Annotated in this window: 12 protein-coding genes; 9 read left to right on the top strand and 3 right to left on the bottom strand. The window is 42.1% G+C overall.

The window, feature by feature from the left end; all coding sequences use genetic code 11:
• Positions 1-101 precede the first annotated feature (101 nt).
• The 3 genes from ABM313_RS01510 (at position 102) to ABM313_RS01500 (ending at position 3,622) form a co-directional block, all read left to right on the top strand.
• The gene (locus tag ABM313_RS01510) at positions 102-938 is read left to right on the top strand and encodes a nitrate ABC transporter ATP-binding protein (protein ID WP_271252895.1); all 837 of its coding nucleotides are present in this window, start codon (positions 102-104) and stop codon (positions 936-938) included.
• Entirely contained in the window at positions 928-1,833 is a 906-nt protein-coding gene (locus tag ABM313_RS01505; RefSeq protein WP_434685939.1) for a DUF6671 family protein, read from the top strand. Before ABM313_RS01510 ends, ABM313_RS01505 begins: the two co-directional genes overlap by 11 nt.
• A 199-nt stretch (positions 1,834-2,032) precedes the next feature.
• Entirely contained in the window at positions 2,033-3,622 is a 1,590-nt protein-coding gene (locus tag ABM313_RS01500; protein ID WP_434683668.1) for an IS5 family transposase, read from the top strand.
• A 288-nt stretch (positions 3,623-3,910) separates the two neighbouring features.
• On the opposite strand, the gene ABM313_RS01495 is transcribed toward ABM313_RS01500, so the two are convergent.
• Both ABM313_RS01495 and ABM313_RS01490 read right to left on the bottom strand, forming a co-directional pair.
• Complete coding sequence (locus ABM313_RS01495; protein WP_434685938.1) at positions 3,911-6,478, bottom strand: ATP-binding protein; 2,568 nt, start codon at positions 6,476-6,478, stop codon at positions 3,911-3,913.
• A gap of 664 nt (positions 6,479-7,142) precedes the next feature.
• A complete protein-coding gene (locus tag ABM313_RS01490) occupies positions 7,143-8,357 on the bottom strand; it encodes a DUF790 family protein (RefSeq protein ID WP_434685937.1) in 1,215 nt (404 codons plus the stop codon).
• 283 nt (positions 8,358-8,640) lie between these two features.
• On the opposite strand from ABM313_RS01490, the gene ABM313_RS01485 reads away from it, so the two are divergent.
• The 6 genes from ABM313_RS01485 (at position 8,641) to ABM313_RS01460 (ending at position 13,145) form a co-directional block, all read left to right on the top strand.
• Positions 8,641-9,264, top strand: coding sequence for a cofactor assembly of complex C subunit B (locus ABM313_RS01485; RefSeq protein ID WP_434685936.1), 624 nt, complete (start codon positions 8,641-8,643; stop codon positions 9,262-9,264).
• Between the two features lie 77 nt (positions 9,265-9,341).
• Positions 9,342-9,974 carry a DUF2059 domain-containing protein gene (locus ABM313_RS01480; RefSeq protein ID WP_434685935.1) on the top strand — a complete coding sequence of 211 codons (633 nt, stop codon included), beginning with the start codon at positions 9,342-9,344 and terminating at the stop codon, positions 9,972-9,974.
• 163 nt (positions 9,975-10,137) lie between these two features.
• On the top strand, positions 10,138-10,659 hold the full coding sequence (locus ABM313_RS01475; protein WP_434685934.1) for a DUF4330 domain-containing protein: 522 nt from the start codon (positions 10,138-10,140) through the stop codon (positions 10,657-10,659).
• Between the two features lie 2 nt (positions 10,660-10,661).
• Positions 10,662-12,374, top strand: a complete 1,713-nt coding sequence (locus ABM313_RS01470; RefSeq protein WP_434685933.1) for a protein kinase domain-containing protein — start codon at positions 10,662-10,664, stop codon at positions 12,372-12,374.
• A gap of 73 nt (positions 12,375-12,447) precedes the next feature.
• Positions 12,448-12,885, top strand: a complete 438-nt coding sequence (dut, locus tag ABM313_RS01465) for a dUTP diphosphatase (protein WP_434685932.1) — start codon at positions 12,448-12,450, stop codon at positions 12,883-12,885.
• A 71-nt stretch (positions 12,886-12,956) separates the two neighbouring features.
• Positions 12,957-13,145 (top strand): hypothetical protein, encoded by a 189-nt coding sequence (locus ABM313_RS01460; RefSeq protein WP_434685931.1) that lies wholly within the window; start codon positions 12,957-12,959, stop codon positions 13,143-13,145.
• Positions 13,146-13,344: 199 nt separating this feature from the next.
• Here the strand turns inward: ABM313_RS01460 and ABM313_RS01455 are convergent, their stop codons facing one another.
• The gene (locus tag ABM313_RS01455) at positions 13,345-13,962 is read right to left on the bottom strand and encodes a Uma2 family endonuclease (RefSeq protein ID WP_434685930.1); all 618 of its coding nucleotides are present in this window, start codon (positions 13,960-13,962) and stop codon (positions 13,345-13,347) included.
• Positions 13,963-13,973 lie beyond the last annotated feature (11 nt).

Here is a 13,973-nt window from a genome sequence, read left to right as displayed (position 1 = left end):
TTTGATAGATCGACTATTGCATCACTTTAGATGAAACAGTCCACTACGTTTAACAACCTACCTACTTTCACAACCAATTTTTCAAAGAGAGCAAAAAGAACATGACCCAAACCATTCTCGAACATACAAACCAAATCGCCCAAATCCCCCCTCAAGAATCTTTCCTTCGCATTGAAAATGTTTCCAAGATTTATCCCACGCCCAAGGGTGAATATGTTGTTCTTAAGGATGTCAATCTGCATATCCAAGAAGGCGAATTTATTTGTTTGATTGGTCACTCTGGCTGCGGCAAATCAACGCTCTTGAACATGGTGGGTGGCTTCTCCAAACCATCCATTGGAGAAGTGACAGTTAATGGCAAATTAATCACCAAACCTGGTCCCGATCGCATGGTGGTGTTTCAAGGCTACGCGCTATTACCTTGGCTAACGGTTTACGAAAATGTCATGCTTGCCGTTGACTCCGTTAATCCCAATCTCTCTAAGAGCGAGAAAAATGATATCGTGCGCCATCACCTAGCAATGGTGGGTTTGAGTGAAGCTGCGGAGAAAAAACCCACCCAAATTTCAGGAGGGATGAAGCAACGGGTATCGATCGCTAGAGCCTTGGCAATCCGTCCTGAAGTTCTCATCCTTGACGAACCCTTTGGCGCATTGGACGCAATTACCAAAGAGGAACTCCAAGAGGAACTATTACAGATCTGGACAGAGCATCGCTGCACAGTATTGATGATTACTCACGATATTGATGAAGCTCTCTTCCTAGCCGATCGCTTAGTAATGATGACCAATGGTCCTGCTGCTAATATTGGCGAAATCATGCGAATTCCTTTCCCACGTCCCCGCGATCGCGCCCAAATCATGGAAGATCCTCTATACTACGATCTTAGAAATACGGCTCTAGACTTTCTTTATAATCGCTTTGCCCATGATGAGTGATGCTCTCACCCCCAGCCCCTCTCCCTTTGGGAGAGGGGAACAAGACCATCGGATCGAGTTTACTAATCGCCTTGCGGTAATTGCAACAATGCACCGCAAGGAATTAGCGATCGCCCCAGTCCTCGAAGTATCATTAGGAGTCAAGATCACTGTAGCGCAGGATTTTGACAGCGATCGCTTTGGTACATTTACCCGCGATATTGAGCGCACTGCCAATCAAATTGAAACTGCGAAGATTAAGGCTGAGAAGGCTTTAGAGATAAGTGATGCAGATTTAGCGATCGCCAGTGAAGGTAGTTTCTTTCCACATCCAATTTTTGGCATAGCTTACAATCGCGAACTTGTTTTATTGCTGGATAAAAAGCATGATTTCACTGTATATGGCGAATCTCTGTCCGCAGATACTAATTTTCGCCATCAAGAGATTTCTAGCTATGAGCAAGCCTATGAATTCGCTCTCAAAATTGGCTTTCCCGATCATGCAGTTGTCTTAATCCCAGATGCTCAGACTTCCGCAAAAGAATCAATTTATAAAGGTATTAATTCAGAAGATTTACTCAAGGAGTCTGTCCATAAGTTGCTGAGACAATCCCCTCAAATCCACATAGAGACAGATATGCGAGCGCTATATAATCCCACTCGCATGAAAAATATTACCAAAGCAACAGAAGATCTCGTTCGCAAACTACAGCAACTCTGTCCCAATTGTAATTTTGTGAATTTCGATGTAGTGAAGCGAATTAAGGGGTTGCCCTGCGAGCTTTGCCGATTGCCGACAAGAGCTACCCGCGCTAATGTTTATCGTTGCGATCGCTGTCTATTTCAGCAAGAAGTTCTCTTTCCAGATAAAATTCAACTTGCCGATCCGATGTACTGCTCTTATTGCAATCCCTAGTATCTATAGCTCTCGTTAAGTGTATTTGGCTATGGATAGGCGGCGCAAAAGCGCCGCCACTCATCTTTTTGGTTTTAAGTAGGGCTTACTGAAAAAGCAAGAAAAGCATACAAGCAAAGGTTTCTAAGGAGAACGAAAACAGATAAAATGCAAGAAAAAGCAAGAAAAGCTAGAAAAACCCTTGCACCAATAAAATTGCATGTACCGACAATCCCCCACAGGACAGCTATCATTCGAGAACTTCTACTTACCATTTGGCGGCAAACTATCAGGAGAAAATCGATGGGTAAGATTAGCAGAACTAGTGCCGTGGGAAGAATTTGAGAATGAATATGCAGAACAATTTAGCGAAGGACAAGGAGCACCAGCAAAACCATTTCGGATAGCACTTGGGGCGCTGATCATCAAAGAGAAGCTAGGAACAAGTGACGAAGAGACAGTAGAACAAATTCGTGAGAATCCATATTTACAATACTTCCTAGGCTTATCAGAGTACAGCGACAACGCCCCATTTGAAGCAAGCATGATGGTACATTTCCGCAAGCGATTGAATCTAGAGATCGTGGGCAGAATCAACGAACGGATTGTGAAGCCTCCTAAAGAGTCGGGACAAAAAGAGAAGGAAGCAAAGCAGTACAAGAAAGAAGAAAGAGAAGAGATAGAAGAGAAGTTAGAAGAGCAGAATATAGAAAAGGAACAGAAAGAACCAGAACCAGCAAACCAAGGAAAATTGCTGCTAGATGCAACAGTCGCGCCATCCGACATCCGTTATCCCACTGACATCAAACTGTTGAACGAAGCAAGAGAACAAACGGAAATAGTGATTGATGCTCTTTACCAACAAGTGAAAGAACAATTAGCGAAGAAACCACGCACCTATCGCCGTGAAGCAAGGACAGCGTATCTCCAAATTGCCAAACAACGCCAACCCAATCGTAAAAGGATTCGCAAAGCATTGCGCCAACAGTTGGGATATGTGCGTCGCAATCTTGCCCATATTGACACTCTAATTGCCGCAGGGGCAAAGCTATCGGAATTGAAGAGGAGTCTCTATCGGAACTTGCTAGTCGTCAGTGAAGTATATCGGCAACAACAATGGATGTACGAGCAAGGTGGTCATCGCATAGATGACCGCATCGTCAGTATTACGCAACCTCATGTACGTCCGATTGTCAGAGGTAAGGCAGGAACACCTGTGGAGTTTGGCGCTAAACTCTCAGTTAGTTGTGTCGATGGTCATGCCTTTCTCGACCATCTCAGTTGGGATAACTTCAATGAATCGGGGGATTTGCAGCAACAAGTAGCATTGTTTAAATCTCGCTTTGGACATTATCCTGAAGCGGTTTACGTTGACCAGATTTACCGCACTCGCAGCAATCGCGCCTATTGTCGAAATCTCGGTATTCGGATTACGGCTCCGCCTTTGGGCAGACCTGTACCCGATGAGTTGGCGGCTATTCGCAAGCAGACTCTCGAAGATGCTAAGGTTCGCAATCAAATTGAAGGTAAGTTTGGACTGGCTAAACGACGGTTCAGTCTAAATCGCGTCATGTCCAAGTTGGCAAATACATCGGAAACGGCGATCGCTATCACTTTCTTGGTGATGAATTTGGAAGCGCTGCTCAAGCAGCTTGCTTTTTTCGGTTTGTCTTGGTTTATCTTTTGCTGGCAACTCTTTGTTCTTCCTTCTTGGAAACCCCTTTTTAACTTTAATTCTTTTTCTTGGCAATTTCCTTGTAGACACTCAAAGTATTATCCCCTTCCTCTTTGCCCACTACTTTTCCCTTAGTCTCTTTTTCAGCAAGCCCTAAGTAGCTAGACATAAGTAAACGTGAGTTCGATATCGCCATTTGCGTCGTGCTTCGCACGACGCAAATGGCGAAAAATGGTAAGAATCGCTTAGCGATTCTTACCATTTTTCGCTTTCGTCGAACTGACGTTAAGTAAACTAAAAACCGAGAAGTTTGTTCCGCCCGCTACGCGGGCGGAACAAACTCTGGTTTTGGGTTTTAATTATGTTGAGCTACTTATGTCCTAAGCAAAACTTACATTGCTATAGTACATAAAGCTTGCATTGCTATAAATCAATAGATTTTAAAGTTGATTTGGAATCCATTGATTTTAATGCTCTTTTTACAGCAGAGGCTAATTCTTTAAACGTGACAGGCTTACTAATATAGTCGTTCATGCCTGAATCTAGACATTCTTGCCTTACTCCTTGGGTCATATCTGCGGTCATGGCGATAATATAAGGGGAATAATCAGATATTTCTTGACGAATTAACCGAGTAGCTCCAATCCCATCTAATTGGGGCATATGCAGATCCATAAATATTAAATCAAAATCTTGCTGCTTAAGATAGCTAATCGCTTCCAGTCCATCTCCTGCTAAAGTTACCGAGTATCCCATTCTTTCTAAAGACTTTAGTGCTGCGATCCTATTTAAGGAATTGTCTTCTACCACTAAAACTTGGAGATTTTCTTCTGTGACAATAGCTTGTGGAGAGAATATAGCAGTGGAGGGAACTGTGAGAATATCCTTTTGAAGATCTGAGAGTTGCTCTTGCTCTTCTTTTAACTGGATCACAAAACTGAATGTTGAACCTTTTCCAAATTGCGATCGCACCGAAATAGTTCCATTCATTTTTTCAACTAGACGTTTGCAAATTGCTAGCCCCAAACCGCTACCACCGTAGCGACGGGTGTTTGAGGAGTCAACCTGAATAAATGGATCAAAAAGTTTGCTTTGGTTCTTAGGCTCAATTCCAATTCCTGTATCTGAAACACTAAATTTAACTGTACAGTTGTCTTCATTTTGATCTAGCATTTCTACTAAAATTTTAATCTCTCCAGATTCAGTGAATTTAATGGCATTACCAACCAAATTAATTAAAATTTGCCCTATTCTATTGCTATCTCCCCACAATAAATCTGGTAACAATGGGTCAATCACGGAGAATAAACCTAGATTCTTTTGACTAGCTTGTAGTCTGAGTAAGTTAACCGTACTCTCTATAAAATTACGTAATCCAAAAGTTTTGATCTCTAACTCTAGGTGATTCGCTTCTATACGGGAAAAATCAAGAATGTCATTAATCACATTTAATAATACTTTTCCACCATCAAGAATCATCTGGACATAATCTTCTTGCTCTTCATTAAGCTCAGTAAAACTAAGAAGGTCGCTTACAGCGATTACCGCATTCATAGGAGTGCGAATCTCGTGACTCATCATCGATAGAAACTCACTTTTGGCAACATTTGCAGCTTCAGCTTTTTCTTTAGAATGCTTTAATTCATTCAATAGATTATTTTGTTTGACCGAAATTCCTACATGTAAGCAAACTGCTGTAGCGATCGCTATTTCACTTTCTGTCCAAATACGACTAGGCTGCTGATAATCAAAAGCAACTAATGTTCCCCAAAGTCGGTCACCTTCAAATATTGGCATACTCAAACGTGAGTAAATATCTTCATGATCTTCATGATCTTTGATGGCGAGATGAGTTGACCCAGATCGAAAAGACTTATTCTCGACGAAAAAAGATTGAAGGGTGCCACTGACAATAGGATCATTACCTTGCCCTACTGATTCGGTGATAAAGGTAGCAAAGTTTTGATCGTTAAATTGAAATATGGCTACGCGATCGCAAGCAAATACTGAGCGCATGTCCGCCGCAACCGAGCTGAGGGTTTCCGTAATCTCTAAAGAATGACGTATTTGTTCAACAATGCTTAACACCAGACGCTCTTGAGTTAGTTTCTTTTTTAAATTAGCCTGTTCAAGCATTAAAAGTTTTGTGCGTTCTTCTACAGTGTCTTCAAGTCGCTCAAAGTTGGATTTAAGTTCATTTTGCATAACAGCAAAACTCTGGCTGAGTTGTCCCAATTCATCATTCTTAGGGGATGGAAGCAGCACATCTATATTCCCTTGGGCAATCTGTTTAGTAGATAGAACCAATTCTTGTAAACGCTTAATGATTGAAGCTGATAAAGTTAGCCCAATTCCTAACGCAGAAACAAATGCAAAAATACTGGTAATTAAAAAAATATTGCGACTATCAATAATTGCAACCTGGACTTCATCCTTAAGCCTCTGTAACTTTAATTCTTCAGTCCTTAGGGCGATACCAATTGCTTTAATAAATTCTTCTTCGCTCTCCTCGAACTCCTCTTTTTGCTCAAAAAATTTCTGGGGATCATTGCTTGTTTTTTGAACTTCAATTAATTTTAAGCTATTTGCTTTGAGGGATTCACCTGCGGCTTTAATTTGGGTAAGAGCATTTAGTTTATCGGCAGACAAGTTCTCAGGTATAGATTTATACTGATTCAAGGCTATATCATATGCCAAAAATCCTTCTTTTACCTCTTCTTCTTCCTCAAGTAAAGCTGCGTTTATTTCTGTGGTTAGAGGCAAAATCTTTGAGCGTGCTGAGATCGTTGTATATTCTGAAGTAGCAGCAATAATTTTTGAACCCGAATTTTTAAGGTCTTTAAGCGCTGAGTTAGTAGGAATAGTTCCCTCGGAAACAGCTTGAAAATCTTGGTTGATTGTTTCTATATTTTTGTAGCTGATGACTCCAACTAAGCTGCTGATAGCAGTGATCGCTAAATAACTCAGAACCAACTTTTGCTTAATCTTCATTCTCTAAATGATTTGCTAGCTTTGTTTATATAGAAAAACAGATGATAACTCATCCTAGACGCAAAAAAATACAGGTAAATAGGCTTTTTGTCTTATCTTAAAACATAAAATAGCTGCGCCATTTTGTGTTTTAAACTATTAAGTCGGCAATCAAAAAAGTCCTAAATATAAAGATTTGCGACTTTTTTGTGAATCTGCAAATTGTCTTTGTTTGCCTAGAAAAAGTCAGATGGTTTAATCTGTTTTTTAATATTTCATATACCTAGATAATTACTGATTTGGTCTTTTAATCCTCAAAAGTGCTACGCCATTTTGTGCTTTTAAAACCCAGTAAGAGTTTTGTTTTTAATTCACAAAAATGTAGTTACACTTTCATGAATTGGGCTCAATTACTATTCAGACTTTATCTAAACAACTGATGTTCCATGAATATTTTGTTGTTTAGCTTATATAGCTGCCGTCGATTGTGTTAGGACAAAAGCAAAACCTAAGAAGAGAATAGCGGCGCGAAGCGCCGCTATTCTCTTCTTAGGTTTTATGTCCTCATACACTAGGCGACAGCTATATAGCTGTCCTATATCATTTGTGGATTTTTTGGGTTTGTGGAAGTACACCCCATCGGGGTGTACTTCCACAAACCATTTAGGATTGCTATATTTGCGATTTATTCGATCGCTTGTAAAACGACTTTGGGCGAAAGTTTATCCTTAAACCAAACTGTCAGCGCAGGCGTATCACTTACTTTTACTCCCGCCTTCTCCAGATTCAGTCGTTCAGAAATCGCCAAAATCAAATTTACGCAATTAGCTTGCCGCACCTGCGAAAACTTCTTGCGTAAATACTCAGGTCGCCAATAACCAACGATCTCTAATAAATAACTCCGCCCATCAGGATGTACCAGTCGAAAATCAGGAATCATCACGCTTCCAGGGATAGGAATTAAATCCACTTCTCTTTCTAACTTCCATTCCGTTTTGAGTTCTGCCCATCGCTCGGCAAACGATGACTCGATCGCACTGTCATACATTTTGCCAGCAGGATAATGACTAACTAAGCCACAATTAGAATCGAGCGTAAATAAACCAGTGCGCTTTTGTTTTGAATAAGCGTCTTTTTCAACAAGGGTAGCGTTGAGGCTCCACTTGGTAACATGGAGTAAAGCAGGTAGAAGCTTTGCGATCGCTAATCCATAACGGGTACTTGTACCAAATAAACTCGTTGCGCCATCAACGGTAATCGTAAAGCCATAATCGACATCACCTTCGATATAGGACATCAATTGAAATAGCTTGAGATAACGGAACAGTAGCTTGTATTCTCCTGGATCATTTCGATGGACTTTGAGCGTCATATGACTTGCCCGATAGAAAATTCCCTGTACTTGCGAGAGATTATAACGATGAATGAGAGCTTCAGGCGTAGGGCTTTCAAATTGTGTCAGAATCCGATTTTCCATCAGATCAGCATATAGACCTGTTGTAATTTGAGAAGGTAGGACTTCGCGTTTCAGTTCTTCAGTTAGTTTGTCGGCAAGTTGAGTGAGAGTTTGCTTTGTAGCTTGCTGACTAGGGACTACTTGCGCTGATAATTCAAAAATGCGGCGACGTAATTCCTGCGGCTCAAGCGGACTAATAATCTCAAAGGTGCTAAAACTCGACTTGAGAATATGCGCTAATCCTCGCTTCACCCGATAGTCGGGAGTATCGCCTTCAAGTTCTTGTAATAGGCGATCGAGTTCACCCTGTGTACCACCCTTAGCATTCTCAAAAATTGCGATTAATTCTATGGCGAGCGCCTGATGTTTCTCATCTACTTTTAATTTTTTAGGAACGACGGTTTCGCCATTCAGTCGATGCATCAGGAGTTCGCTAGGCAGCATAGATGTTTCACAGAAATGCTAATTTATAGCTAGCTGTAGCCATTGGTATTATGACAAATCAAAACCCAAGAAGCGAAGTGGCGCTTTGCGCCGCTAAGTAGCTCAACTTAATTAAAACCCAAAACCAGAGTTTGTTCCGCCCGCTACGCGGGCGGAACAAACTTCTCGGTTTTTAGTTTACTTATGTCTAGCTACTTACTCGTCTTCTGGCTTTATGTCCTAACCAGACTGGCGACAGCTATAAAAGCAGTGTATTTATTGTCATTTGAGTATAAGAGTAAACATGATTCGATATTTGCCCCTTGTAGTAGGGACATTGGGAGGCTTTGCCCTACTAGCAAATCGGATGGTAACATTCAATCTCACGGCTAGCCAATCTCGCGCTGATGCTCTAGGGGTTTTATTGAGTGCCGTGTTGATTTTAGTAGGGTTGCTGTGGCAACAAGCTCAGCCGAAGCCACCTGAGGCTGTAAATTTGATTGGCGCAGAAGGTTTAGAAATTGATGACTCGCTAAGCGATGCAATTAAAACTGAACTGGCTTGGGCTTCACATATTTTGCTAACTAATACAGTAACTAAGGTGATAGCGGTTTATTACGATCGCCAAACTATTCTCCGCCGAGGCATTTTAGGCAAAAGCAAACAGGTAAATATTGGCGCGATCGCTGAGCGCGTGATGAAAACCCAAAAGCCAGTTTATTTGGTCAAATTAGAGCTGTATCCAGGTCGGGTGGAGTTTGACTATCTACCCGAAAATACTCAGGGCGTAATCGTGCAACCTCTGGGCGAAAAAGGAGTCATGGTATTAGGAGCAAATATTCCCCGTAGTTATACTAAGCAAGATGAAAATTGGGTAACGGCGATCGCTGAAAAACTCACCTATAATCTCGAAAAAATGTCCTCATGAGTAACTCATCTAATCTAAAACCTGTGGCGCACGCTGCGCGTGCGCCACAGGTTTTCCTCATTACACTAAAAAAAATTATGCTAAACCGCATTTTTCTAACTACTGCCTTATCTTCATTACTTACTGCCTTAGTCTTACCCTCATCTCATCAAGCGATCGCCCAAACACCTCAAGAAAGTAGTAATACAACTAAGCCTGCTGTCAAGCCTACTGTTAAGCCTACTGCGCCGATTATTTCACAAGAAAAACGAGCCTTGATCAAAGAGTTGCTAGAGATTACAGAATCTACTAAAAATGCTGAACAGATCATGGATTCGATGGTGCGTTCCGAGTTGCCGAAGCTGGTATCAGCGGTTCTCAAAAATGCTCCTACTCTCGACAGCGATCGTCCAGAAATTCAAAAACAATTTAGTGAGATCGTTTCACGCATGGCTGGCAAGTACCGCGATCGCGTGGTCAAAAAAATTGATGTCAATCAATTAATTGAACAGGTTTCCTATCCGATCTATGACAAGTATTTTACCGAATCGGAATTGCGCGACATTATCGGATTTTATAAGTCGTCAACTGGCAAAAAGGCAATTAGCCTGATGCCACAGATTTTTAATGACTCTTTTCAGCGTACTAACGAAATTTTGATGCCCCAAATGTCGCGCATCATGACCGAAATTATTACCGAAGAACTTTTAAACGCATTACCCCGTAAGTAATAAGGGACGCGCTGTAACCAAATTTTGTGTAGCGCGGCTTTGCCGCGCCACACAAAAAACACTGTAACCGTCTTAGCCATTGCTATACTGTAATGCTGTAAGCGCTTTGTCGCTTTAGCAAACCTTTAACACTCTATTCCACCGTTACATCCTGAAAATACGCATGGCACTTCTAGATCGGCAAGGTCGTTTATTTGGTAAATTCAGCATTCTGGACATTGGCGCGATCGCGACGATCCTGATTATCCTGATTGGCTTACTCATCGTCCCTGGCAATAGCGGCAGTTCGATCGCTCAAGTGCTATCTGCCGAAAATAAGACAGTCCAAGTAGATATGAATGTACGCGGTTTAAGTGCTAATGAGCCTCAAAACCTTGTCAAAGTCGGTGACAAAGTGAAAATTATTATCCGCAATCAACCACGCGGCGAAGTCACAATTAAAAAAGTAGATATTTCAGTTCCCAAAATTGTCGCCGCAAAAGCTGATGGTACAGCCGTTTATTTTGATGATCCTCGCGCTGTCGCCACTTCTCAATCCGACCTAGCGATCACCCTCGAAGCAACTGCCCAAATTACCAATGATGGGGCTGTATTTGCCAATGAAAAGGTTAAGGTCGGTACATCAATTGATATTGAAGGACCGAAATATATCATTCGGGGTAGTGCGATGGCGGTGAGGTATTAATTATGCAACCCCCATTTCCTCAAGGTTTTGTACTTAAAGGTCGCTATGCAATCCGATCAACGATTGGACAGGGTGGTATGGGGCGTACATACTTAGCACAAGATTTAGAGCGCTTTAATGAAACCTGCGTACTTAAAGAATTTATTCCGCCGCAAGATTCTCTAGAAGTAACCGAAAAAGCCAAAGAACTCTTTCGTCGTGAAGCCTCGGTACTTTATCAAATCCGTCATCCCCAAGTGCCAGACTTCCGCGCTACCTTTGAGTCAGAGGGCAGGTTGCTCTTGGTTCAAGACTATGTAGAGGGCAAAAACTATCGTAATTTGTTACTAGATCGCCTCAAGGTTGGGCAGACATTCTCGGAGAATGAAATTTTTGCGTTAATGCAGCAGCTTTTGCCAGTGCTGAGCTATCTGCATAGTCACAATATTATTCACCGCGATATTTCTCCTGAAAATCTGATGTTGCGATCGCAGGATAATTTACCTGTGCTGATCGATTTTGGTGTTGTCCAAGAAACTAATGCCAAACTCAATTCGCAAATGGGGATTCCTGCCTCAACGGTTGCGGGTAAAGCGGGCTATGCGCCACCAGAACAATTGCAGTCAGGGAGTGCCTATGCCAATAGTGATCTCTATGCCCTTGCAGTAACTTCGATTGTTTTACTGACTGGCAAAGAGCCATCGGAACTGTTTGATAGCATCAATTTAGCGTGGAATTGGCAGCAGTTTGCTAATGTCAATCCTGCTTTTGCAAGAGTGATCAACCAAATGTTGAGCTACAAACCCACCAATCGCTATCGTTCAGCGGACGAGGTAATGCAAGCTCTGCAAGTTGCTCAAGCCTCTTTTTCAGGTGCAAAGACCTATGCAGTAGGACGGCAAGTACCTTCCAATGTTGTCGCTAATATTCCTCAGAGAACAGTTGTTGCAGGTGCTAGCAACCGCAACCCTGCATATAGCAATCAAAATGCACCAACTCGATCAAACAGTAGTGGTTCCGTCAATTGGTTCTTAGGAATTTTAATTGTTTTAGTGGCTGGCGTTGGTTCATGGGCGGTTACATCTTTCTTTTTTAGTCGTAATCGAGTTACAACAACTCCTACTGAGTCGGCGATCGCTTCTCCCACAGCCACACCAAGCGCCACAAATGTGACGAACATCAATACTAGCCTTGAACTCAAGTCCGTGAATGAGGGCTTAAATCGCGGATTTAGTAGTGATAAGATCGTGGCGGGACAAGTTGTTAATGTCCGTTTTAATGGTGAAAAAGATGAGCTTCTTACCGTTTCTTTAAATGGTGCAGATTTACAAATGACCATCCAAAGTGATGATCAAGTTAGCCTAGACCGTAAAGCGATCGACAATGCTACGGGATATTGGCAAGGTCGCCTGAAAAAAGATGGTGTGTACTATATCAAGATCAAAACCACTAGTACGAGTGAAACGACCTATAAACTTGATGTTCAGTTAGAAGCACCTGTCCGACCACAACCAACTCCAACACGAACTCCAACTCCCACAGCCACGCCTACAGTCACTCCCACACCTACGCCCTCACCAACTCCGACAGAACCATTGCCATCGCCTACTCCTTCGCCTACGACTAGTCCTACGGAGCCGCCGCGATCGCCTGTTCCATCACCAGTACCTAATCCGAATGAGCCTGCTCCTGAACCCACCAAACCCACCTCGAATCCGAACAATCTAACTTTTTAGAACTCAATGATGGGCAGCGCAAAGCGCTGCCCATTGTCATCCTCGTGTCTTTATTATTATCACCTTCTAATCAATGCAAACCGTCGAAATCAAGTTCCAAAAGTTACATCCTGAAGCTATAATTCCCAGCTATGCTCATATTGGCGATGCTGGTGCTGATGTTTATTCAGTCGCTGAAGTCACATTGCAACCACAGCAACGTGTTGCCATCCCTACAGGATTAGCTGTTGATATTCCCATTGGTTACGAAATTCAGGTGCGTCCTAAGAGTGGGCTTGCTCTTAAACATGGGATTACAGTTCTCAATTCCCCTGGGACGGTTGATGCTGGTTATCGTGGCGAGATTCAAGTGATTGTGATTAATTTGGGAACGGAAGCCTATACCTTCGCCAAAGGGCAGAAGGTTGCTCAGTTAGTATTAAAGCCAGTAATTCAAGCTCTTTATATTGAAGGAGAATTAGGAAACAGCGATCGCGGTATCGGTGGTTTTGGAAGTACTGGACTGAAGTAGCAATATCACAATATCTTGCCAATTATGATGAAGGGTATGGAAAGGCGATCGCTGATACCTATGGAGTTGCTTTGAGTACTGTCCAAAAGCAACTCCAAAAGTTTGAAGATTCAGGATTGCTGGTGAGCCGTTCGGTAGGAAAAACCCGCCTCTATACATGGAATCCGCGATCGCCTTTTGTGGAACAGCTCAAACTGCTATTAGCTCAGCGTCTCAAGTTATACCAAATTAAGAAATGGCGTAGCCATTTCTTAATTTAAAAACCTTACTGGGTTTGGTTTTTAGTTTAAAAAAGTGTGACAACACTTTTTTAAATTGGTATTAACTCCTGAAGAAGAAATAAAAGCTTATTACCGTCAACATCAATGAGTATCAATCGGACGATCTTGATTTTATTTCTCCTGATTGCTCAACAACAATGTCCAGAACTCCGCAAATTTTTCCTTAGCCTGACATGACTTACTCGAAAATCTGGGAGAGCAGACAGGAAAAATCTGGTAGAAGCGGAGAAGTAAGGGTATCAGTTGCAAATAAAGTCATCGCTAGTTTGAGAACTCCATTCTCACGCCGATAAACTTGAATTTGCTTGGCTCTCCAATCCGCAATCCAATACTCTAATACTCCCCTTGATGAATAAAGTTTAAGCTTTATTTCGCGATCGCGCCTTTCATTATCAGTACCCGCAGAAAGAACCTCGATCGCTAAGTCAGGCGCACCACGAAAATGCCCCGTGTCATCAATTAGAACAGCATATTTCTCCTTATTCATCCAGATTACATCAGGAATAACATCATCATTATCACCAAAGATTAAGCCTGCCCCAATTACCGTATACCCTATGCCTGTTTTTGTTGACCACGCTTTTAACGCATAGTAAAAATTGCCACAGGTATCTTGGTGTTTATTGTGGGGCGCTCTAGTCACGTAAAGTTCTCCATTGATAATTTCATAACGGCTGCCGTTGTCGGGCATCAGCTCTAGGTCAGCACTAGTCCAAAGAAGCTGCTCTGCTGGTTGGGCTTCTGTCACAATGGAATTATTAGCAGTTTCAGGGGTAGTAGCGATCGCCTGAGTCATGATAAAAGTCC

The sequence above is a fragment of the Pseudanabaena minima str. Chao 2107 genome, assembly GCF_051131155.1.
Lineage (GTDB): Bacteria > Cyanobacteriota > Cyanobacteriia > Pseudanabaenales > Pseudanabaenaceae > Pseudanabaena > Pseudanabaena minima.
The sequence above is the reverse complement of the archived record's forward strand: the minus strand, read 5'-3'. Positions and strand labels throughout refer to the sequence as shown.